Genomic DNA, 23,749 nt, shown 5'->3' with positions numbered 1-23,749 from the left:
ATTCAGATTGAAAGTACATATAATTTAGCAACTGATGTTTATGGAGAGCGGAGGTAGTTTGTAAATTGGTTGGCTCCCACTTGATTTAGGTACAATGGTTAGATACTTGGGTGAAATAGGTTGTTATTTTGATGGAAAAATTACCAGTGTTACTCTAGAAGGGATTAATAATAAACATCAGTTAATTAAAATACTTGGATATGGCTTCCGTGACTTCAGCAATTTTGGATTACGCAGTTTATTAAACAGGCACTTTACTATTAATTTCCCACAAAAATGGCAAAACATCCTAAAATCTTAAGAAATACTTAAGTTTCTTTCCATTTATGCTGGTTAAATACATCTAATGGTTTATACTTAGTTTGTTATCAAATATTTTGATAAATTAAATATTTATACTGAATACCCCTAATTACGTACTTATCCGCATTTTGTAACTATGATGGCAAACTATGGATGGGATTAATACTGTTATTTACAAGTATTAATTAAGTAAGATTTTCCATAAAATTAGGGTTTCTGAATGAATTTTAGGTTGTATACATTACACAATAAAGGTGTTTTATGAAGATAAAACTTATACTTTATATTTCTTGTTTACTTATTTATACAAGTTTAGGTGTTCTTCCAATACAGCAAATGCTAGGGCAAGAAGCATCGCCACCATCTCCTGAGCCAAACACTGTACCAGCTTCCCCAACAGAACCATCTCCTACACCAACTGCTGTACCAGTTCCCACAACAACACCAGATACTATACCAACTTCTTCTTCAAAATTCTCACAACTACCTTGCGATAAAGATCAACAGCTATCNCTCCCCCCCGCAGCTACAGGCAAACCAACCTGGGAAACTAACGTCTATAAATATTACGGGCAGATCAATCCAAAAACCAAAGAAGCCAATGGTAGAGGGTTGATGGCTTTTAAGCAAAATGAATTTCAATACTATGGAGACTTTAAAAATAATAAACGTAGTGGTTGTGGGAGATTATTATATCCGGTAGAAAGTAATATTAACTATTATTTAGGGCAGTTTAAAAATGATCGGTTGCAAGGGCTGGGATATTTAAAATTGAGAAACGGAAACGAATATAGAGGAAACTTTGCTAATAATAAATGTCAAGGAGAAGGAGTATATATATTTACAGATAAAACTGAGAAAGATGGACTCTGGCGCGCAGATAAGTTAGAAGGAAGCGATAATTTGTCGTGTAAAGAGTTCAATAGGAATTATCGATAGTCTGCACATCAATCTGATTAATTGAGCTTGGCATTCTAGTAGCGTGCATCTGAAGTAAATTCATAAAGCAAAGGTTATTAAAGAAGATGAAAATTAGACTTTCTGCTACTGCTTTAGTTGTTTTCACAAGTTTGAGTTGTTTTCCAGCGCAACGTTTACTGGCCCAAGAAGCACTTCCTGTTGCAGGGCCGGCAATAGCATCAAACAATAATAATAGTAATAATAATATTATTGTTGATGGATTACCTGCTGCAGGACCTGCGATACAGCCAGGAAGCAGACGCTCTTCATCACGCCGAACAGTCATTAGTAGAGCAGAATCTATAAGGTCATCAAGGCGTTCAACATTCATTGGTAGAGAGGAACCTAGAAGGTCATCAAGGCGTTCAACAGCCATTAGTAGACCAGAATCTAGACCACGAGTCAGACTAGTAACGGACACACCACAGAGACAAACTCCTTCAAGAAGGAGAATAAAACAACCATCTACACCAGTTCAAAAAGCACCTTCAGTCTCTCCCAATTTCCCAATAAGACTATGGTAAAACTATAGATTTATAAAGGGCAAAATGGAAAGCCAAAAATTATAATTTAGGAATTAAGCTTGCTGATTCTTTAATTTTGGCTCGTTGAGAGGAAAGCATGTTTTAAGCTAGTAATGAAGAGAGAACAATATATCAGGTAACCTGATTAAGGCTTTAAGCATTGCCTCAGAGGTTGTTTGAAAAGTGTTTTGCCGTGACTTTAGATACTTTTAGACTCCCCAACCCCTTAAAAAGGAGGAAACCGGAATAAAAGCCCCCCAATTTATCGGGGGATTTAGAGGGTTCTAAAACTTTTGATACCGACAAAACGACTTTTCAAACATCCTCTCAGATTTGGAATTGTACAATGTATGCCCTTAGATAAATCAGATAATACCAATTCAGTCATACGCTCATTTATAAAGCCATAAATAACAAGGGTTTAGAAGTATTTATATGCCGCATTCTTTTTTGAAATTGGTTTAATTTCTTAAAGTTGATTAAAAAAAGTGATTATTTTAACTTAAATAGCTAGCTTCGCTCCAAGCTGAATAGTTTATGCAAAACAAGATAATCAAGAATAACCTGGAACTTTGTACTGGTTTAAGTATTGGTTTTGGTGCAATTGCACTGTTCTTCTGGCTGCAATCACAGCATACTGCTAGGGTGAGTATTGAGAAACGTGCAGATTCCCAAAAAACAATTGAGAAAGTAGCATCTCCTATAGTCAAGCCAACTGTTTCCGCAGTTTCTAAACAACACATCCATCTAGTACTTAAACGAAGTATGCGGAAGCTGTATGTATATAAAGGAGACAGTTTACAAGCTAGCTACCCAGTCGCGGTTGGTAAACCAGGTTCGGAAACGCCAATAGGAAAGTTCAAAGTTATTGAGATGTTGAAAAACCCAGATTGGACACATCCTAAAACTGGAAAATTAGTTCTTCCAGGTGCAAATAATCCTTTGGGAGAACGCTGGATTGCATTTTGGAATGTTGGCAGAGAATACATCGGATTTCATGGTACTCCTGATAGAACATCTGTCGGGAAAGCAGCTTCTCATGGTTGCGTTCGGATGTATAACGAAGATGTTCGTGAACTGTATGAAATGGTCAAACTTAGTACAACTGTTATAGTAGAACCCTAGTCTGGCTTACTCTATACAAATGTACTAAAAATTTCCAATGCTGAATGATTAGCTTACCTTTCAACTTGGGCGATCGCTTCTTCTGGTGAGACATTACCATAAATGACAGACATTATCCCTGGCAGGTATTCATCCATCATCGTCACATTGGCGTAAACCACTCGTTGAATGAGGGCAAAACTGAGTCTGTCACCTTCTACATCAATGCTGGTTTTGTAGCTAATCTCGCCATCGCTAAAATCTAGCTCAAAGTTGCCAATCATCATACCACAATTAGCTCTAGTTATAAACTCTGCTACAGCCAACCGCTTATTTTCTGGTGCATTGACTGGAAAAATTGAGTAAAAAACAAATTGATTTTGTTCACTTCTGGCTCTAGCGTAACAATTCCATTTGCCATTTTCGCCTTGGAACGGTATTTGTAAAGCTGGCTGTTCTGGAAGTTGTACAAACGGCCAATTATCAGCTTGGAAGAAATTAATTATTACTTCAAAAATACTACCATCTGTAGAATCTGATGGCAAAGCTGCCTCTATTTTTTGTGTTATGTCATCTGTGTTAATATCAGCGAATTCAGTCAAAAATTTATCGATTCCTTCTAGCATTTTGGCAGCAGATTTTTGAGTTTTAGCTGACAAATTTGCCTCAGTCCAATCTTTAAAAAAGTTGACAATACCTTCAGCAATTCCTTCACCGGAAGCGCTTGTTTGAGCCAGATTTTCTAGACTAATATAAGACCAAAGAGTACGATAGCCGATTTCATCTGATTCTTGTTGCTGTTTAACAGATAAACCCAACCAACTTTCGGTGAAGAGGATTTGGTTATCGGGTTGTTCTTGGCTTAAATTCAGGATATATTTTGCAGTTTCATCAATGTTGACGGCGTGTTCAGACAGGAGTGGTAATAAATCTGGTTTCAGGCTGACTTCGATGGTAACGTCTGGTTCGCTGAGAAATTTGCCAGATAATAGGGGGTTACGCGCATCTGGTTTGAGATTGAATAAGGCGGCGGTATCGATGCGTTGGTAGAGTTGTGGGTTGACTTGGAAGGTGAGGCGACACTCGATGAGTTCGTTGTCTTGTTTGGTGAGGGATAGGGTAATGGCGTGAACGGTTAGTGGTGTTTGGGAGGAGTCGTGTAGGGTTAACTCGGTGTTAAGCTGATAAGTTTCAGTGTGATCTGCCATACAAAGATGTGATTAAAGTTGCAAAATATCTTCATCAAATATCTTTAGGATATGCTGGCAGCGAATTCCAGAGGTAATTTAAGGGATTCTTAAGTTTTTAGGCATTTCCTAGAAGCTGCTGTTTTCAAAGAACTGGTTAAAGTTTTTTCGTTTCACTCACTCTTTAATTTTTTGAGCCGCTGTCCACAACGTATCAATCTTCATAATCCTTAAAATTAATTGCATTCTCCAAATCATTACTCTGATATATTTCTTTTAGAAATTCTCTGGCATCATCATCATTTTGTGCGTAGCGATTGGCTTTAAGTCTAACTAAATCCCTGATTTGACCAGGAGGCAATTCCATTTCAAGTAAATTTCTAAAAGCCGTTGCTACTTCCCACTCATAGTCAAAGAGACTTGTCATAGTTTCTACTGCTTTTATAGATGCTTGAAGGTCGTCTGGCTCTTCATGATAAAACCGGATTAAAAAATCACCAATTACTTCTAAATAGTCCTTATTTTCATTCATAAACATTTAGCTTACGGTGTTAAATATGCAGTCTCTACCTTGTATTCAAATTTACTTTCATCTGATATGGCTATAATCATAACCATATTATTTAAAGGAACCTCTATTTTAACAACTTGCATCTGTTGATTTAGTTCATATCCTATTCCTAAATTATCACCTGTAAAGTGGTGTTCTATTTTTAGAGATGTTCCCTTCGCCTTTGATACTCCTTGTTCAATAAAACTTGCATCAATTTTTTGCTGATTATCTTGTAAAGCTATGTTGATAGCAGTTTTCATTTTGCCGATATCCGTAAACTTTGTAGCACGATAGGTAGGCATACCCGATGTGCTCCATTTATTTAAAGCTTCAAAAACAGCATCTCGATTATTTTCGTCTATAGCTTGCCAATCGGCTATTTCTTGCTGTAACTTAGCAATGTTATCCTTATTACTTTGAATTTTTGCTTCTAGTTCAGTTACTTTATTTGGATTTTTTTGTTTAGCCTTTCTATTCTCGGCGGTTACTAATCTCTGTTGAGTCGCTTCAATTTTAGTTTTATTTAACAGTATATTTTGATCGCGCTTGTCACGAAACTGGGTTTTCATAGCGTCTAAACGCTCTTGCAAGTCAGCTTCGACCACTGAAGGTCCGTGTTTACTCAAAATATGTATCGTCTTTTCTTTACCTGATGATGTAAGTATCTTATGACCTTCGTGAGCTTCGATACCACCAGGTGCTAGTTTAAATTGAGAAACGACGTTGCCTTTCTTTAATTGGCTATCTTCGGTTCCCCTTTGGATAACATATTTATACTTCCATTTGTCTCCAGCATCCAAAACTGTTATTGATTTGAAAACAGAATTATTTTTCTTAACTGTATTCGCAACTGCCTTAGCATCCTTTTGTTTGAGTTTGCCATCCTTAGCATACTTAACTTCCTCTTGATGAAGCTGTTTTAATCCTGCTTGCACATTAGAAGTATATTTTCCATCCTTTTTATTCTTAAACTTAAGCTTGTCTTTGACTTTATTGCCAGCTTCGCCAAACTTATCTTTCATTGCTCCTTTCTTCTCTTCAACCCATTTTTTAGCTGCTTCTTTCTTATCTTCAATCCATTGCTGACCAGCTTCCTTCTTATCTTCAACCCACTGCTTACCGGCTTTATATTTCTCCTTCGCCGAATCTTTCAGTTCTCCAGCCTTCTTACCAAACTTACTATTCTTAACCTTGTTACCAACTTTCTTAAACGCCTTTGCGCCTTTATCAATTACCCAATCAACTGCTTTTTCCATCGGTTTACGCAGTTTGCGGAAGATTGCTTGAACCTTGCTAGCAATTCCATCCAAGCCCAAAAGACTTGCTAGGAAACTGATGACGACTGGTAAAGATTTTGCTAGGGCATTTTCAACGCTTTTGATTGCTTGATCGATCGCACCACTAGCGATCGCACCAATCGCATCCAGTATCGCATTAATTAAATCGGCAATCTGCTGGGCGCGTTCAATAAAGAATTTGACAATCTCATAAATCGCCTTAGCAGCTTTGATGAATGCTGAAGCCGGAGTCAACAGGCTGAGAATCCACTCAATCCCGGCTGTAATTACTTTTTCAATAATAAAGTTCTTGATGGGTTCGATTACCAAAGCATTGAGGTCGCCCATCTTCTCTTGGACAAACTCCCAAATCCCAGCCACTCCCTGACTGGCTAAGACTTGAAATACATCAACAGTTTGTTCCAATCGGCTGACCTTTTCTTCACCCAATCGTTTCACAGCTTGGGCACGAATTGCTTCATAAGTGAAGCCTAAAAGCTGCATTGCTAGGCTAAAGATCCCTTTGAGATCGAAGTTTTCTGGCATTTCAATACCAGTTTCTGCCATTGTGCCTGTCAGCCAGCCGATTAATCCTTGCTGGAGGTGCTTCCCGATATTATTCATAAAGTTGAGGAAGCCTTGCTTCACCGCCTGGATCAAATTAGTCAAGAAACCAATCGGGTCTTTGAGGATTTGCCCAACTACGCCAGCAACTCGCGCTAGCACTTGCAAAAGCATTTTGGTCAGTTCAATGATCGTCTTGATGACTCCCACAATGAAGTCGAAAGCTTTTTGAATAAAACCTTTATTTGCTGCCTTCATCTCTTCAATGCGGGCATCAACAGCTTCCAAATTTTCTTTGTATTTCTGCGCTAGGGTGTCAATTAGCTCATCTTGCTTATCGTCAACACTTTGTTGCAATTCTTCAAATTTGTTGTCAATGTCTGCGGCAGCTTGTTGACCAACTCCTTTTAAGTCTTGCGGTAGTTGGTTAACATAATTCTGAATCTCCTGCTTACCACTGGCTATTTCTGCTTTGGCTTGGGTCAGTCCTTTACTAATAATGGCGACAACTTTGTTAATGACACCATCCATCTGATTAATGTAAAGCTGCCGTCCCTCTTGATAGAAGGCGTTCACCTCTGAGGGCATACCAAACAATTTGTCTATCAACCATTTTCCTGGTCCCAAAATGCCACTGTAGCGATCGCTCTTATAATCGTCCATCCGCTTGCCAACGTAATCCTCGAAGGCAATCTTTGCGTCAGCAGCACCAGCATCAAAGGCTTGTATAACTTGCCCATCTAGTTCACCGAGGGTTTTCTCAACTTTGCCTTTGGTCTTGTCATAAATCTTATTAATATCACCAGCAACTTTTGTCCGTGCTTGCTCATCCTTGCTCTTGGCTCCAATCTGCTGCTCCCCTACCTGGCCCAGGTTTTGGGTACGGATACCGTGCATTGCTTGCAAATGCTGCTGGGCTGTAGCTTCTGCCGTAGCTTGAGCAGTTGCGAGTATCCCTTGCTCTTTTTGGCGATATTGTGGCGGCGCTTCTTGTGCATTAGTTTGAGCATCTTTTTTGGCTGCAAGTGCCCCTTGAAACTCCGGTTCGTTGGAGTTTGCCAATTGTTCCTCGGTAACATCCGCCTCTTTCATCTGCTGGTCAAGTTTTTTACTGTCATCTTGCAGTGGTGCCTCGACCTCAGCTTGTCCTTTAGATTTGGGTGCAGCTTTATCTGCATCAACGCCTGTTGGCGCTGTCCCTGGCTCATTCTTTGGCAGTGGTGTTACTTGTTTAGCCTCAATCCCACTGGCATCAGGTTTTTCTTTAGTTTTTTCTTCTAACTGACCCTGAGAGCTTTTCTGTTCTTCTTTAACCTGACCGCTCAAATCGCCCTTAACAGAGTCAAGTTTGTTGTTATTTTTAAAGTTGTCCGCCTCTTCCAAGTTCTTGGGAGCCATATCAGCAATGCGCTCCATCAATTTGGCTTTGAAGGCGGCAGCGTCAAATCCTGGTGTTGGGGCTTGTTGCATCTCCCCAACTTGATTGGCTTGCGCTTTGCTGTCTACTTCATTACCTGGAGGTTGAGCTGCCGCTTGGGCTTCTTGGGCTTTGCTATTGGCAGGTGGGTGTTTTTTCTCAAGTCCTGCAACCTCTTTTGTTGTGCCGACTACCGCTTTAAATGCTGGGTCATCTTCAGGGGAAGTGGGAGCCTTTTTACCATCATCTGCTGTAATGGCTACATTTGTTCCTGGTAATGCTGCGATCGCTTTCCCTGCGTTTCCTCCAGGTAAATCTGCGGCTCCCTTACCTACATCTGCTCCTTTGTTTTGAGCTTGCTGTTGAGAATCGACCTTTTCTGTATTAACTTTGGTATCTTTTGACTCAGGCTCTTTTGGTTGATTTCCCCCAACCTCAACTTGTTTCTGAGTTACTGCTGCACCAACTTTTTTTGTTGGAGGTGGGTCTGTTGCCGCGTTCCCACCATTATCTGGGGGTGTCGGGGTAGCTTGATGTTTTTCTGTTGTAGGCTGATTTTGTTGTTCGCCGTTTTCTGTATCAGTTTTAGACTCTAATTTTTTTTGCTTATCTTCGTCACTTGGTTTTTGGAAATTCTCTCGCAGTTGGATAGCTAGCCCATACCCCGCAGAGGTTGTCGGCACTTTTGTCTGAAGTTTATTTTCTTTTGATGCTACATAAAGAGATTTTGGCTGCACTGCACTGCCATTCTGCTGGACAACGTGCGTCAACTCATGGGCCAGTAATTCTTTGCCTGCATCACTTCCAGGAGAATATTCGCCCTGACGGAAGAACACATCTTGCCCTGTGGTAAAAGCACGAGCTTGTATAGATTCATTTAAGCGATTAGATTGAGCATCAGTATGAATCCGAACACTACCGAAATCAGCCCCAAATGCTTGCTCCATTGGTTGCTTGATATCATCTGCCAGCGGCTGCCCATTGCCACGTGCTTGTTGGATTGAAGTTTCTAGCTCAGATGTTGCTGCTGTTCTTCCTCCACCCTGACGCTGCACCAAAGGGGTAATAGAACCTGCCAGAGATTTCATTTGTAATTGGTCTTCTTTCTCTGGTAATGCCTCCCGACCTACGCTCATCCTCTGCATCACCAACTGAGCGATGTTATCAGCCTCCTGCTCATAAATGTCTCCAGGCTCGTTAACTGTCAGTTTTGTTTGTGGACGCCGCAATGATATTCGACTAATGTCATGTCCAAGCTGTTTGCTTGGATATTTTACCTCATTCACTATCTGGGATGAAGTACCAAGCGGCTTCATTTGCAATTCTTCTTCTGGTAGTTCCTCCCGTTGCAGCGAGGGAGTCTCTCCCCAAGATTTCATTTGTACTTCTTCTAGCAGTTCCTCGCGCTGAATACTGCCCTCTGGCTTCATTTGCAATTCTTCTTCATCATCAGGTAATTCTTCTCGCTGAAGTTTCCCACTCAGTGGCTGATGAATTTTTTGCATCACCTGACGCGCCGTTTGATCGGCTTCTTGCTCGTACTTATCTCCAGGCTCCCCAATCGTCAGCTTTGCTTGAATTGGTGTTGGTGTATCTGGTCTTCTGACTGGAATATTGGCAAAGTTATGACCAAATCGAGTTGCTTTTTCCAGTCGAGAAGTCAATGATTGATCCATCTTGGCTTGCAATACAGTCAGCCGTTCGTGTCCCTCTGGCGTAATCGTCCGATGCTTGGCTTGTAATTCCAATCCAGCTGCTTCCATCTTTTCTTCTGCAAAAGCTTCATTCTCTACGTCCATTTGTGTCACGGGCGTAAAAGATGCTTTTTGAGTTTGGCCGCCAAACGGTTTATAGGCCAATTGAGGAGTTTGTTCTGGTGCTTGGGAATTAGAAAAGCTGGATGAGGGACTTTTGAGGGATTTCATCGGTTTTTTTGCAACTATTGACGATTCAATTTGTCTAGGTGATTAGTTTTGATTATCATTTACCCAAAATTGCAATTATCAAGATAATTTTAGAACGCTAATCAATTAGAAAGAATTAAGATGTGTTTCCCCCGAAGATAAGTACTAGCTTGTAAATAGTTTCATGTCGGATAAAGGAGAACACGCAGCCGTGTTCCCCTAGCCACAAAGAAAAGTATCCTTGAATCTGCCTTTTGATATTAGTACTTTCTATTGTTTGTATTTTATCCATCCAGTATTTTTCCGCTCATAGAAAAGTGAAATTGTCACTATCAAGTGTGAGACCCACTACCCCCTGCACAATACCGATGATCTCATCTTGCTCTGCTCCCAGTTTGTCTAAGAATATTCGTGTGTTGCTTCCAACAACTTGCAAGCGGTAATCCTGTGAAAATCCGTTGAGTTCAATTCGGTCTTGGCTAGAGTTGAAGTCAGTAATAATAGCCAAGTCTCCAAAACCAGGATTCATAATGTTGTTATCGTCGTAGAAAACATTTTCAGCGTCCCCCAGGATAAATCTATCTACCCCAGTCCCGCCAGTTAAGGTGTCAGTTTCCCCTAATCCAGGTGGAAATGGACTATTAGGAAAAGTACCGATGAGGATATCGTTTCCAGACCCCCCATTGAGTATTTCATTGCCGGGCCCGCCTTGTAGGCTATCATTGCCATCCTCACCATTGAGGATATCATCGCCATTATTACCGTCTAGGGTATCGTCGCCTGCTCTTGCATTTAGAGTGTTATTAGAAGTATTACCAAAAAGAAAGTTGTTAAAACTGTTACCTATCCCGGTAATGTTGCCACCTTCCCTCAGCCTCAGATTCTCCAGATTGGATCCTAGTATGTAGTTTACAGAAGACCGGACGTTATCTGTACCTGAATTCGCAGCCTCTGTAATGGTATCTAGAGTAGTGTCAACAATGTAAGTATCGTCACCTTCTCCCCCATTCAAAGTGTCAATACCTACACCACCATCAAGTGTGTCATTGCCCTTATTACCAGATAATCGGTTATTTTGATTGTCGCCAGTAATGCTGTCATTTCCATTTGTGCCGATGACATTATCAAAGTTGACTGCGGTAAATGACAATCTTCCTAAACCAGGAACGTTATTTGCGGCTAAACTTTGGGTTTGCAGGTTAACGACGATAGATACCCCAGGCAAAGATTGGGATGCATCTATGGTATTGTTGGCAACCTTAGGATTAGCAATAACTTTTTCTACTTTAAAGAGTAGGTCTTTTCCCAATCCCCCAGCTTTTTGAATAGTTCCGACACCTGACAAGTTAATAGTTTGACCTAGTTGAGTGTAGTCTGCGGTATCAATGCCATCTCCACCATCAATGTTGTCGTTACCCTGACTGCCTTTGAAGGTATCACTACCTGCACCACCTTTTAGAGTGTCGTTTCCTGTGCCCCCATCAAGTGTATCATTGCCATCTCCACCATTTAGGCTGTCGTTCGCTGTCCCACCTGCGAGGGAATCGTTACCAGCCAAGCCATTCAAGATATCGTTACCGGAGGCACTATTGGCTTTACCACCACTAGCCCAACCAACTATGGTGTCATTTCCTAAACTTCCATTTATCGTATCAGGATTTATAGTACCGAAAACCATATTATCTCTCCTAAATTTTTCACTAAATATGTAAGTTCAGCATTAATCAAAGAACTATTTATCAGTTCAATGTAAATTACTGGTAATTTGCATAATCTCACGTTAAAAAACATTAACTATTTAGTTAGGAACTTCTCAACAAACAATATCCAACTACTTACTGTGGGCTGATACAAAAAGCCAGCCCTTTATTGCAAGCGAAACGCTTACTCTACAAAATCAGATAGTTTATTTCCTGAAAACCCATTAATTAATTACGCAAATTATTAAATAATTAGGCCAAATATTTTGGTTTTTCCGCAACTTTTTGAACCCATGCTGTAATTATTTAATTATCATGGAGTATAAGGCTGCACGAACTTTTTTATCAAATCTTAAAAATCCTTAATAAATCCGATTTATAATAAATTGATATATGTTTGTAAACCTGAAATTAAATATTTTTTAAAATCTACTGATTTGTTTGGTTAATGTTGATGTTGCCAGCTTTTTAGCTTGATGGTGTTTGTCATGAGGTTAGGTTTAAATATCATTTTTTTGTTAAAAAACTATTATGTTTAATTACAAAATAACATTTATCTATCCTGTGGAATGATAAATATGAATATTTAGTTATATATTGCTTCCCTATAGATAAATACATCCCAACTCTGTATTTGGAGCAATAGCCTATGTTGGATTGAAAGGGGACTGAAGCAAAGCCAGAGCGCGTAAATTGGGGACTCTTGAAAAGTTGAATGGGGATTCAGACGCTAACCAAATCTTAATTATATTTTCTTCCCCATTACCCAGCCGAGACTTATAGTCGTTCCGTTGCTAAAATTTTGCTTAGTCTCTAGCCTATAGAAAATGCTTCGATACCGTAACCAAACAATATTGATTATTATTTCTGTACTCATCGTTGTACTGATGGGATTTTTGTTTAAGTATTACAATGGGCCTGCCCATCACTGGTTTAATGACTACGGAGCAGCTGTATTTTACGAAATATTTTGGTGTCTGTTCGCATTTTGGTTTTTCAGAACTCGTGCAGCAGTAATCCAAATTCCTATATGGGTTTTTGCGATCACCTGTATACTAGAATTCTTGCAACTTTGGCATCCGCCACTATTAGAGCAAATTCGCGCCACCTTGATAGGTAAATTGTTACTTGGTACGACCTTTGTTTGGTGGGATTTTCCTCATTATGTATTGGGTTCTGTTTTAGGCTGGTTGTGGCTGCGACAATTACATGGAATAGGTTATGCAAAAAAAAGTCAAGGTTAAACCTAATTCAAAGCAGCATAAAATTGAAGAACAACCTGATGGTAGCTTGACTGTTTATTTAAAATCGCCCCCAGTTGATGGTAAGGCTAATGAAGAGTTAATTAAACTATTAGCGGATAAATTTGATGTACCGAAGTCTCATATCAGAATTAAGTCAGGTTTCTCCTCTCGGCAAAAGCTGATGGAAATTGATACGAATACCTAACTGCTGCTTAATAATATCTTTTGTGAAGACTTTGCTGCCTTCTGAATGTGAGCTACATTCCACCCAGTACATTCTCTACTAGAGACAAGAAAGGAGAGATAGAAACTTGCTCTCATCTAATTTTTATGCCTCTGTAATACTGATATACCTTGGTTGAGTTTTGACTCTTTCTATCCAAGCTTGGATAGCAGCATATTGTGTTAAATCAAACCCACCTTCATCAGCTACATGAGTGTAAGCGAACAAAGCGATATCAGCAATCGTGTAACGTTCTCCCACAAAAAAATCTTGAGAAGTTAAGTGTTTATTCATCAAGTTAAGTGCTGCATAGCCTGGTTCGCGTTTTTGTTTGATTGCTTCACTATATTCTTCAGTTTTACCTAAAATAGAAATCCAAAATCTTGATGTAGCAATAAAAGGCTCATGGCTATATTGTTCAAAACATAACCATTGCAGCACCTGCGCTCGTAAAAAGCGGTCATAAGGTAAAAACTCTGTACCTTCACTTAGATAAACCAATATGGCATTTGATTCTGCCAAATATTTCCCTGACTCGATTTCCAGAACAGGTATCTTACCGTTAGGATTTTTACTTAAAAATTCTGGTGTTCGAGTCTCGCCTTTCAAGATGTTAAGCTCTATCCTCTCAAAAGGCATACCTAGTTGTGTCAATAAAAGACGTATCTTATAACCATGACCAGAAGGTAAAAAATCGTACAGATGCAGTAGTTCCATGTTAAAATACAGTTAGGAATGTATTGAGAAGTAAAGGTTCAAAATACAATATTTTACCAAAAGATTTTCCCAAAACCGGATATTTTTTTTGTATTTAGTATCTGAACGTACTACAGGAAAATATTCAAAAAAATAAAAAAAAACATTATTTATTTCTAGATTGAGACATTTAATTTAGTTAGCGGTCGAAAATAAAACTATGTGTGGAAGATTTACTCTAAACCAGTCGGCAGAAGGATTGTCTGAAGTTTTCCATGTCGAGTTAGTTCCCGATTTGGCAGCGGAATATAATATTGCGCCTACGCAAATGGTGGCAACAGTGTTGCAAAATACCGAAAGCGAAAAGCGGGAATTTAAGCAGTTGTATTGGGGATTAATTCCGTCATGGGCGAAAGATGCAGGAATGGGGGCAAAGCTGATTAATGCTAGGGCAGAAACTGTTGCTGAAAAACCCGCTTTTCGTTCGGCTTTTAAGCACAGACGCTGTTTAGTGTTAGCTGATGGCTTTTATGAGTGGCAACGCCAACAAGGTAAGAAGCAGCCATTTTATTTTCGTCTTCAAGATGGGCAACCCTTCGGTTTTGCAGGTTTGTGGGAGAGATGGCGATCGCCTGCTAACGAAGAAATAATCTCTTGTACAATTTTGACAACGGCAGCTAACGAATTACTCCAACCCATCCACGAGCGGATGCCAGTGATTCTGGAACCACAAGATTACGATTTATGGCTAGATTCTCAAGTGCAAACAGCCCAAACTCTACAGCAGCTATTGCGTCCCTATCCAGCGCCAGCAATGATTGCATATCCAGTTAGCACCTTGGTAAACAACTCTCGACATAATAGTTCAGAATGTATCGTACCCCTCAGCGAGAAGAATGCCCCCGCAAATCAGTTAAATTAACTATTGAGTGAACTGGGGGATTGGGGAGATGAGGGAGCAAAGAGTGCGGGGACCGGGGGAGTAATGAGTAATGAGTAATGAGTAATGAGTAATGAGTAATGAGTTGGAGCAGGGGGACAACGAGGAATTATTGAACAAGTCTCTCCCAAGTCTTCCCCCTCTGACTTGTCTACCTTTGTCTCTTCTGCATATCCAATTCCCAATGCCCAATCCCCAATCCCCAATCCCCAATCCCCAATGCCCCAATACCCAATACCTAGAGAGAAATATGCCAAGAACACAAAAGAACGATAATTTTATTGACAAATCCTTTACTGTGATGGCGGATATTATTCTGAAGATCCTGCCAACCAACAAAAAAGCGAAAGAAGCGTTTGTTTATTATCGAGATGGTATGTCGGCCCAAGCGGAAGGGGAATATGCTGAGGCATTGGAATACTATGAAGAAGCTCTAACACTAGAGGAAGATACCAACGATCGCGGCTATATTTTCTACAATATGGGGCTAATTTATGCCAGCAATGGCGACCACAACAAGGCTTTAGAACTATATCATCAGGCAATTGAGTTAAACCCACGTATGCCCCAAGCCTTGAACAACATCGCTGTGATTTACCACTATCAAGGCGAAAAAGAAAAAGAAGCTGGAGATAATGAGGCTGGCGAAGCACTTTTTGACCAAGCAGCAGACTATTGGATTCGTGCGATTCGCATGGCCCCCAATAACTATGTCGAAGCTCAAAACTGGCTAAAAACCACTGGGCGATCGCAAATTGACGTATTCTTTTAGTCATTAGTCATTAGTTCTTTGTCATTTGCTAAGGACTAATGACCAATACTTCGACTAGGCCCTTCGGCTACGCTCAGGACAAGCTCAGTACAAGTGACCAATGACAATTTATGATTGACCAAGAACAAGTTCACAAAGTAGCTAATCTTGCTCGTTTAGAATTGACTCCAGAAGAAGAGAAACAATTCACTACCCAGTTGGGAAGTATTCTGGACTATATCGAACAATTGAATGAACTTGATGTCAGTAATGTGTTGCCAACAACACGTGCAATTGATGTCAGCAATATTACACGAGAGGATGAATTACAACCCTATCCTGACCGAGAAAGTATTCTGAATAGTGCGCCTGAACAGGAAGGCGAATTTTTCAAAGTACCAAAAATCCTCAATGCTGAATAGTCAAACAATTTGGGATTTTAGACTTCGACTACGCTCAGTCGAACGATTTGCAATTTTAGATTGACGATAGCGCAGCGTAAAGTCTTCTCTTCTCACAAAGGGAGACGTTATGCATAACTTGCTTCCACAAAATGGTACGAGAGGCTTGTCGCGACACTTGTAAGAGTACGCCAACGGCATAGTAACTCTTAGAGATGCTACCGCGTAGCTTACTTCTCCGTAAGAGTACGCTTAGTGGATGTCCACGTATACTTAAATTTGTTTCACGCACAAGGGGCGGGGAAGCAAAACATACATAAGTTATGTTGAACATTTGTTTACATTCTTGGCAACTATTAAAATACTTGCTCGTACTGCCAAAGTATGTTATATGTCTAAATCTGTAATTACTGTTACCGTCAAATTGTTCGCTGCTTATCAAGAAGCCTTTAGGGTTTCGGAACTAGTGCTGGAATTTCCTAATAGTATGCCAGTCAAAGCAGTATGCGATCGCCTCATAGCTGAACACCCTGAACTCTCACAATGGCGCGATATAACCCGTTTTGGGATTAATTTGATATTTGTCGAACCAGATACCCTACTACAAGATGGGGATGAGGTTGTGTTGATTCCACCAGTCAGTGGCGGCTAGGAAAAGAGTTAGGAGTTAGGAGTTAGGAGTTAAGAGTTAGGAGTTAGGAGTTAGGAGTTAGGAGTTAAAGGTTCAAAACTTCTAACTCATAACTATTCAAAGAGAATTGGTCTTAGCAGTTAGGTTTATTAAGTTATCTAACTCTTGCTGCATCTGACTAACAACTAATTCATAACATTCATTGACATAGTAGCGATCGCTAGCTGCTTCTCTACCGTAGCGTTCAAATACAATTGGCGGACAAACCCGCGTATACATGGGCACTGGCAATGGAATATTGGGCAACGGGCCAATTGCTAATCCCCAAGGCAGTCCGAGATAGATTGGAAAAACTTCTGGGTCGATACCTAATAGCCAAGGCATCCCCCACTCGTGGAGTTGCTGTACAAATTTGTAGCAGTCAGCGATGACAATGAGTGTATCGTGAGCGCCCCAGGAAATCACAGGCACAATTGGCACATTTTCCCGTAATGCTAACTTGATAAATCCTTGTCGCCCCGCAAGGTAGATTTTGTTACGTAAATAATGCGGTCGGAAGACATCTTCGGCTCCACCGGGATAAACTAGCACACTCGCTCCAGAACGCAAGGCTGTGTAAGCCATTTTTGGATGAGCGATGATTGCTCCAGCCTTGGCGACCAGTTGCGCTAGTGGCGTGCTAACCTGCCAAGCCTTGGGATGCATCAAACCATAAATGGGTTTCTCTACACCAAATCTTCGGAACCAGTCGTACATCATCATTACCATATCTGGGGCTGCGAGTCCGCCATTGTGCGAACCAACAAATAAGACTTTTTGCTGGGGTGGAATATTCTCCCAGCCACTAGTTTTAACTTGGAAATAGTAGTGATACAAAAACCCAAATAGGGGCATCAGAGATTCTATGAACTTTGGATCTCGCTCATCCAAAGACCAACCGGTTTTTTTGTTTAAGAAATGTTGCTTTTTTGACATCGATGCATTCTAACAGCATTGGCAAAGTTCAAACAATCCCTTGTTTAGATATAACTCAATCCGGTTGGGTTAAAGCTAAAACTCTGTATTAAAGTCAACATAGACGCATAAGGGTTGATTTTACTTAATTGCGATCGCTTAATCATTAGATACTTGGTGAAATTAAATATGCGTTATCCATAACTCTTGTAGAGACATAGCACTGCTACGTCTCTACATTACTTTTCACTCATATTTCTATTGCCACATCGCGGCGATTAATTTAGTGATATCTATGGAGTAGTTGCTGGTTTTGAACGCTGCTGTTGGTAAAAAGCCACAACTTTTTGAAGATATGTAGCAGTAAATCCGCTGTTGCAGCCTGTATAGCTGCCAGTCATCCACCAGCAACCGACGCCACGCACAGCAGCGGTTTCATTATTATTGCTGGTGATAAATTGTTTGTTAAACTCACGGCGCGTGATGCAAGAAACGACTTGACGTGCCTTCGCGGGGCTATTTTCAAACTGCGTTGGTGTTAGTTCTTGTTTAAGACAATATTTCGACCAGCCTTTTAAGGTTTCTGGTTTAACTTGCCATTCACTGTAGAGTCCATCATTTGCGGTGCTGGTCTGCGGTGCAGCTAGTCGCAACGCTTCTACCATTGCCGCGACTTGGGCATTAGAAACCTGTTGTTGTGCTTGAGCTAACAATGATGACAGTCCAAAGCTGACAATCACTCCGCTAAGTAGTAATGCTATCGGGTTTCTCCTCATGATTTTGGACTTATTTTTAGATACCAATATGTAGGATACTACGTTTTTACACTTAGGATCGTGGATTTAATAACCTGTGTAGGTTGGGTTGAGGTACGAAACCCAACGCCCCAGAGATGTTGGGTTTCGCAGACTCAACCCAACCTACAAAAGTCGATGTTATTTAATTCTCATTCCTTAGCAATTATCGAAGATTAGAGTGAATGGGTATGGGAAAGAGGACTTGGGGACAAGGGCAAATGGCACTAAGAAAAGCTGTAAAGTATGCTGTATAAGCATTACAAGTATTGATTCGTTAATAGCAGTGGACGCTTGGCTGCGTAGGCGACTGTTTCGGCTTTTCTTAGTACCATTTGTCTTTAGGCTACAGTGACTCCTAGCGTATAAGAACCAGGATCAAAAAAGCCAGAACTGAAAATTCCGCCATTTTGAGGGAAGTAATCATAATCACTTACTGAAATGGAGTAAGTACCTGCCCCTAGTGAAGCGGTGATTGATTGAGAAGTACTGGAACTCTGTAAGTTCCCAGCACTATTAAATACGCCGAGAACTGGAAAGACACCACTGTAATTCAGCGTGCTAATAGTCACAGTTCCTGGGTTAGTTAAAGAAAATGTGAAAAAGTCGAAATCAGGATTGTTCCCTGGAAGTCTTGCCAGTTGAGCAGAGGTATTAACTTCTGAACCTAATGTTAAAGTACCTAGCTTCTCAGCAGTGGCTAGTGTATTGTTTGTCCCTTGTGCAGCATCTTCTTTCTCGTAGAACAGGAAGTCGTCACTATCAAGCTTCAGAGGCGATGCTTGCACAACACCAACGAGTTCATCTATTTCTCCTGAGTTGTCCAGAAATACCCTTGTATCGGCTCCCACAGTCTGCAAGCGATAGTCTGCCAGTGTTCCTTTGAGCTGGATTGTATCTTCATTGGAGTTGAAGCCACTGATGGTAGCGTAGTCTGCCAAACCAGTACTTCCACTATTGTTATCGTCATAGAAGACATTAGTAGCATCTCCAAGTAAGAACTGATCTTCCCCAGGCCCTCCAGTTAGGGTATCAACCTCCCCTAATCCAGGAGAATCAGAACCGTTAGTATCAACGCCTATGAGGACATCATTTCCAGGTCCTCCAAAGAGAGTGTCATTGCCGGCCCCGCCACGGAGGGTGTCATCGCCTTCTCCTCCTTCGATTTGGTCATTGCCAGCCCCGCCAAACAGGCTGTCATTCCCATTCTCGCCCAAGACGAGGTCATTACCTTCCTGACCATCAAGAAAGTCATCACTATCCCCACCAAGCAAGGTGTCATTGCCGCCTCTGCCAAAGAGGGTATCACTGCTGCCTCCTCCAATCAGGGAGTCGCTAAAACTAGAGCCAAAGACTTGCTCGATATTGAACAGGACATCATTCCCATCTCCCCCACTGGCAGTTCCAGCGCCAAGGTCAACGGTGACTCCAGCAGTGGCATTTGAATAGTCAGCAGTATTAATGCCAGTCCCACCAAAGAGTTGGTCATCCCCGCCTCCACCTTGGAGTTGGTCATCGCCATCCCCACCAAGCAAGGCGTCATTGCCGCTGCCGCCTAGCAGGGTATCATTGCCTTCTCTACTAATGAGGTTGTCATTCCCGTCCTCACCATTGAGAAAGTCATTGCCAGCCCCACCAAGCAGGATGTCAATGCCGCTACCGCCAAGCAGGGAGTCATTGCCGTACCCGCCATTGATAAAGTCGTCGTTAGCCCCGCCAAGGAGGGTGTCATTGCCGTTATCGCCAAAGAGGCGGTCATTACCAGCCTCACCATTGACAAAGTCATTCCCGTCCCCACCACTGATGAAGAAGTCATTGGCAGCTCCGCCAAGGATGGTGTCATTGAACCTAGAACCAACGACTCTTTCAATCTCCAACAGGACATCACTCCTGCCCTGCCCTGTAGCGGTTCCAGTGGCAAGGTTAATCGTGACTCCGGCAGTGGCACTGAAATAATCAACAGTATCAACACCAATTCCACCCAAAAGTTGGTTATTGCCAGTCCCACCACGCAAGGTGTCATCGCCAGCCCCACCACGGACAGTATCGTTGCCTTCTTCGCCATCAAGCAGATCATTGCCAACTCCACCATCAAGCAGGTCATCGCCACCTCTACCAAAGAGGGAGTCATTACCGCGCCCGCCAATTAGAAAGTCTTTGAAAGCAGAACCAAAGACTTGTTCGATATTAAACAGGACATCATTCCCAGCCCCTCCTTTGGCGGTTCCAGTCGCCAGGTTGACGGTGACACCGGCAGTGCTATTTGAATAGTCAGCAGTATCATTGCCAGTCCCACCAAAGATTTTGTCATCCCCGTCCCCTCCTTCTAGTCGGTCATGGCTAGCCCCGCCAAGGAGGGTGTCATCGCCAGCCTGACCAATCAAGTTGTCATCGCCATTCTCGCCATCAATCTGGTCATCGCCAGCCCCGCCATTGAGCGTGTCAACCCCTTCCCCGCCAAAGAGTTGGTCTTTACCGTCTTCTCCAGCGAGTCGGTCATTTCCGTCTCCGCCTTCGATAAGGTCATTGCCAGATCCAGCAAGGAAAGCATCATTACCGAACCCACCAAGCAGGGTGTCGTCACCGCCTTTGCCAAGGAGTTGATCGTCCCCATCCTCGCCATCGAGAAGGTCATTGCTAGATCCACCAAGGAGGACATCATCGCCCAACCCACCAAGCAGGGTGTTCTCGCCGTCCTCACCATTGAGAAGGTCATTGCCGTCCTCGCCATTAAGCGAGTCATTGCCAGCCCCACCCAAGAGGTCATCATTGCCGCCCCGACCAAAGAGGTTATCATCACCGCCCTGACCAAGGATAGCGTCATTGTCAAACGTGCCAATTAGAGTGTTATTCTGGTTGTCTCCAATAATGTCTGCCATATCAATCCCCTCGCTTATAAGTTTGATTCAGAGATATTCGCTGGCAAAGATGTCATCTATGAATAGCCCTGCCAGCGGGGAAAAACCCTAGATAGGTAGTTCAATTTAAAAGCTACAATGAAAGCTACAATAAGAATGTGAGGATCTTGTGAAGAAATACCTTAGCAGAAGAAAAGGTAGAAGTTCCTTCTCTTCGAGACGCTCCGCGAACAAGTGATACAAGCGGATATTGTCGCGCCAGAGCAAGGCTTCCAGAGAGATTATTAGAAAAAAAACTGTTCAACTCCTCAGTACAAAATCTAGAAGATAAAGTGACAAAAGAACATTTATGGTATGGTCGCAATATTAAAGTAATAGATGGGTCAACAGTGTCTATGCCGAACACCGTAGAAAACCAAAAAGAATATCCAAGTAAAAGTAGTNNNAAGCCCGGATGTGGGTTTCCAATTGCGAAAATTGGTGTGATATTCAGTTTGGTGACAGGAGCCGCCGTTGCTTTATGCATAGACGTTTTGAACACTCATGATATTAAATTAGCAAGAGAACTGTACAGTTCTCTTAAACCCAATGATGTGCTTATAGGAGATAGAGTTTTTTGTGCTTACGCCGATATGTTTACTATCAAAAAGCTTGACTGTGATGCTGTATTTTGTAAGCATCAATCTCGTACAACAACTATGCAGAAAGGTAAAATTATTGGAGATTGCGATAAATTAGTTACTTGTTATAAGCCTAGAAGTTGTCCAAAAGGATTGAGTAAAGATGAATTTGATGCTCTACCTAAAACCATAATTGTAAGAGAAATTTACTACTACATCGTTATTACTAGTTTTCGTACTCAANNNGTTAGTTTAATTTCTACTCTCNNNGATAAATCAATTTATTCTATTAATTAACTTTATTCCCAAATTATTAGCAGCAACTTCTCAAAAACGCCTCCGAATTTATCGCACTTTGCTAAAAGTTGTTGCTCACAAGGCTGTTCCCGACCGCTTAGGTCGAAGTCAACCACGAGTTCGTAAACGTCGCCCCAAAATTTTCCCCTTAATGACAAAACCCCGGCATGAATTACGTAAACAATTACAAACTGCTTAATTGATAAGCTTTTCCGCTTTTCTTAGTGCCATTCGAGACAAGGGCAAAGACTTGTTGCAAGTTCTTACCTCTTGTCACCATATATTTGGGTCTGAATCCTAAAGCTTCACGCAATGCTTTAAAGTAATGAGTAAGGAGTAATGAGTGGATGAAAAATGGGTATTTACTCCAATACCTTAGCCAAAATAAGAGGATGAGGAGAGAGGGCCGATGTAGTAGAGTTATTGTCTCTCACAACGACAACTCAAAAACTACAATCAGCCCATGTCCGATATCTTATCACTGCTACAATGCTTGCTACCGCAGATAAACGCTACGACGATGCGGCAATTGAACCAGATAATCCTGGCTATGTTAGCGATGAGCGGACGAGTCACGATGTTGGGAATTTCCCGTTGGGCAGGCATTGGTGGTAGTTATCGGACGATGTTGCGGTTTTTTCATACAGTAATACCTTGGGCTACATTGTTTTGGCTATTTTTCCGCAAGCATTTGTTCCGTGCGAATGAGGTATATTTGCTTGCAGGAGATGAAGTTGTAGTCAGTAAATCGGGTAAAAAGACTTATGGATTAGATAGATTCTTTTCTAGCCTAGCCAATAAACCGATATCAGGATTATCTTTCTTTGTATTATCATTAGTGAGTGTTGAACAGAGGCACTCGTTTCCGATTCAGATAGAACAGGTAATAAAGAAAGATACTCAAACAAAAAGTACCTCGACAATCGAAAAACCAAACAAAAAAGAAAAGCGTGGGCGTGGACGACCAAAAGGAAGTAAAAACAAAAATAAAAAGGAAGTGATATTAACATCTGAATTAATACTAATTCAGAAAATGATTGGTTCACTATTCAAGTTATTAGCTAACTCTATTTCCCTCACCTACTTGGTAGTAGATGGTCATTTTGGTAACAACAATGCTTTGCAGATGGCACGTCTTGTCAACTTGCAGATAATTTCCAAATTGCGCCATGATTCAGCATTATACTTCCCTTATGAAAATCCTGACTCCAGTAAGCGCTCTCGTCGTAAATACGGTGATAAGCTAGACTATCGTAATATACCTGACAAATACTTATGTAAAAGTGCTATTGAGGATGATATTCAAACTGATATTTATCAAGCCACTCTTATTCACAAAGAATTTGCCCAAGCTCTCAATGTAGTGATTTTGGTCAAAACCAATCTTAAAACTAATGCTTGCAGCCATGTAATTATTTTTTCTAGCGACCTAACTCTGTCATTTGAAAAAATTATCGACTATTACAAACTCCGTTTCCAAATCGAGTTTAATTTTAGGGATGCCAAGCAGTTTTGGGGATTGGAAGATTTTATGAACCTGAGCCAAACTGCCGTGACTAATGCTTCTAATTTAGCATTTTTTATGGTCAATTTATCCCACCATCTTCTCGCTGATTTCCAGCAACTCAATCCCGGTTCTGGCATTATTGACCTTAAGGCTTACCATCGTGGTTTTCGATATGTTCGTGAAATGTTAAAAATGCTTCCCGAAATCCCTGAGCCTATTTTATTAACCCAGATTTTTGCCAAGCTTACTTCTTTAGGACGTATTCATCCCGTTTCCACTGGCGTTGAACCCTCGTAAATTGGCAGAGGTATTGTTACTCATTACTTATTACTTATTACTC

Annotated in this window: 19 protein-coding genes and 1 pseudogene; 11 read left to right on the top strand and 9 right to left on the bottom strand. The window is 41.2% G+C overall.

Annotation, left to right across the window (positions count from 1 at the left end; translation table 11 throughout):
- Positions 1–82 precede the first annotated feature (82 nt).
- Positions 83–301 (top strand): annotated as a pseudogene (locus tag QUD05_RS19915) (transposase); the annotation flags it as partial.
- A gap of 263 nt (positions 302–564) precedes the next feature.
- A complete protein-coding gene (locus tag QUD05_RS19910) occupies positions 565–1,242 on the top strand; it encodes an MORN repeat-containing protein (RefSeq protein WP_289797582.1) in 678 nt (225 codons plus the stop codon).
- Here QUD05_RS19910 and QUD05_RS19905 read toward each other — a convergent pair.
- On the bottom strand, positions 1,223–1,639 hold the full coding sequence (locus tag QUD05_RS19905) for a hypothetical protein (RefSeq protein WP_289797581.1): 417 nt from the start codon (positions 1,637–1,639) through the stop codon (positions 1,223–1,225). The two genes, QUD05_RS19910 and QUD05_RS19905, sit on opposite strands and share 20 nt — an antisense overlap.
- A gap of 685 nt (positions 1,640–2,324) precedes the next feature.
- Here QUD05_RS19905 and QUD05_RS19900 point away from each other — a divergent pair.
- Entirely contained in the window at positions 2,325–2,912 is a 588-nt protein-coding gene (locus QUD05_RS19900) for a L,D-transpeptidase (protein ID WP_289797580.1), read from the top strand.
- 53 nt (positions 2,913–2,965) lie between these two features.
- Here QUD05_RS19900 and QUD05_RS19895 read toward each other — a convergent pair whose 3' ends face one another.
- From QUD05_RS19895 to QUD05_RS19880, 4 genes are all read right to left on the bottom strand, one after another.
- A complete protein-coding gene (locus QUD05_RS19895) occupies positions 2,966–4,099 on the bottom strand; it encodes a type III secretion system chaperone family protein (RefSeq protein ID WP_289797579.1) in 1,134 nt (377 codons plus the stop codon).
- Positions 4,100–4,292: 193 nt separating this feature from the next.
- Positions 4,293–4,610 carry a hypothetical protein gene (locus QUD05_RS19890; protein ID WP_289797578.1) on the bottom strand — a complete coding sequence of 106 codons (318 nt, stop codon included), beginning with the start codon at positions 4,608–4,610 and terminating at the stop codon, positions 4,293–4,295.
- 11 nt (positions 4,611–4,621) lie between these two features.
- Complete coding sequence (locus QUD05_RS19885) at positions 4,622–9,814, bottom strand: eCIS core domain-containing protein (protein WP_289797577.1); 5,193 nt, start codon at positions 9,812–9,814, stop codon at positions 4,622–4,624.
- Positions 9,815–10,100: 286 nt separating this feature from the next.
- Positions 10,101–11,471, bottom strand: a complete 1,371-nt coding sequence (locus QUD05_RS19880; RefSeq protein ID WP_289797576.1) for a calcium-binding protein — start codon at positions 11,469–11,471, stop codon at positions 10,101–10,103.
- 849 nt (positions 11,472–12,320) lie between these two features.
- Between QUD05_RS19880 and QUD05_RS19875 the strand changes: the two genes are divergently transcribed.
- Both QUD05_RS19875 and QUD05_RS19870 read left to right on the top strand, forming a co-directional pair.
- Positions 12,321–12,737 carry a ribosomal maturation YjgA family protein gene (locus QUD05_RS19875; RefSeq protein ID WP_289797575.1) on the top strand — a complete coding sequence of 139 codons (417 nt, stop codon included), beginning with the start codon at positions 12,321–12,323 and terminating at the stop codon, positions 12,735–12,737.
- Complete coding sequence (locus QUD05_RS19870; RefSeq protein ID WP_289797574.1) at positions 12,715–12,942, top strand: DUF167 domain-containing protein; 228 nt, start codon at positions 12,715–12,717, stop codon at positions 12,940–12,942. The genes QUD05_RS19875 and QUD05_RS19870 overlap by 23 nt, the downstream gene beginning before the upstream one ends.
- A gap of 123 nt (positions 12,943–13,065) precedes the next feature.
- On the opposite strand, the gene QUD05_RS19865 is transcribed toward QUD05_RS19870, so the two are convergent.
- Entirely contained in the window at positions 13,066–13,677 is a 612-nt protein-coding gene (locus tag QUD05_RS19865; RefSeq protein WP_289797573.1) for a glutathione S-transferase family protein, read from the bottom strand.
- A gap of 199 nt (positions 13,678–13,876) precedes the next feature.
- Here QUD05_RS19865 and QUD05_RS19860 point away from each other — a divergent pair, with 199 nt between their 5' ends.
- The 4 genes from QUD05_RS19860 to QUD05_RS19845 all read left to right on the top strand — a co-directional run bounded on the left by QUD05_RS19860 (position 13,877) and on the right by QUD05_RS19845 (position 16,400).
- Positions 13,877–14,578 (top strand): SOS response-associated peptidase, encoded by a 702-nt coding sequence (locus QUD05_RS19860; protein ID WP_289797572.1) that lies wholly within the window; start codon positions 13,877–13,879, stop codon positions 14,576–14,578.
- Between the two features lie 268 nt (positions 14,579–14,846).
- Positions 14,847–15,368: a photosystem I assembly protein Ycf3 gene (locus tag QUD05_RS19855; RefSeq protein WP_289797571.1), complete on the top strand. Its 522-nt coding sequence runs from the start codon at positions 14,847–14,849 to the stop codon at positions 15,366–15,368.
- A 110-nt stretch (positions 15,369–15,478) separates the two neighbouring features.
- Complete coding sequence (gatC, locus tag QUD05_RS19850; RefSeq protein WP_289797570.1) at positions 15,479–15,769, top strand: Asp-tRNA(Asn)/Glu-tRNA(Gln) amidotransferase subunit GatC; 291 nt, start codon at positions 15,479–15,481, stop codon at positions 15,767–15,769.
- 370 nt (positions 15,770–16,139) lie between these two features.
- Positions 16,140–16,400: a MoaD/ThiS family protein gene (locus QUD05_RS19845; RefSeq protein WP_099103963.1), complete on the top strand. Its 261-nt coding sequence runs from the start codon at positions 16,140–16,142 to the stop codon at positions 16,398–16,400.
- Positions 16,401–16,496: 96 nt separating this feature from the next.
- Here QUD05_RS19845 and QUD05_RS19840 read toward each other — a convergent pair whose 3' ends face one another.
- The 3 genes from QUD05_RS19840 to QUD05_RS19830 all read right to left on the bottom strand — a co-directional run bounded on the left by QUD05_RS19840 (position 16,497) and on the right by QUD05_RS19830 (position 21,006).
- Complete coding sequence (locus QUD05_RS19840; protein WP_289797569.1) at positions 16,497–17,354, bottom strand: lysophospholipid acyltransferase family protein; 858 nt, start codon at positions 17,352–17,354, stop codon at positions 16,497–16,499.
- Between the two features lie 272 nt (positions 17,355–17,626).
- Positions 17,627–18,109, bottom strand: coding sequence for a hypothetical protein (locus tag QUD05_RS19835; RefSeq protein ID WP_289797568.1), 483 nt, complete (start codon positions 18,107–18,109; stop codon positions 17,627–17,629).
- Positions 18,110–18,468: 359 nt separating this feature from the next.
- Positions 18,469–21,006 carry a calcium-binding protein gene (locus tag QUD05_RS19830; RefSeq protein WP_289797567.1) on the bottom strand — a complete coding sequence of 846 codons (2,538 nt, stop codon included), beginning with the start codon at positions 21,004–21,006 and terminating at the stop codon, positions 18,469–18,471.
- 374 nt (positions 21,007–21,380) lie between these two features.
- On the opposite strand from QUD05_RS19830, the gene QUD05_RS34115 reads away from it, so the two are divergent.
- Positions 21,381–21,902, top strand: a complete 522-nt coding sequence (locus QUD05_RS34115) for a hypothetical protein (protein ID WP_502911437.1) — start codon at positions 21,381–21,383, stop codon at positions 21,900–21,902.
- Between the two features lie 463 nt (positions 21,903–22,365).
- Complete coding sequence (locus QUD05_RS19825) at positions 22,366–23,706, top strand: transposase (RefSeq protein WP_289794346.1); 1,341 nt, start codon at positions 22,366–22,368, stop codon at positions 23,704–23,706.
- The last annotated feature ends 43 nt before the right edge of the window (positions 23,707–23,749 follow it).

The sequence above is a fragment of the Nostoc sp. GT001 genome (genome assembly GCF_030382115.1).
GTDB lineage: Bacteria > Cyanobacteriota > Cyanobacteriia > Cyanobacteriales > Nostocaceae > Nostoc.
Note: the sequence above shows the minus strand (reverse complement) of the source record. Positions and strands in the feature narration are given on the sequence as shown.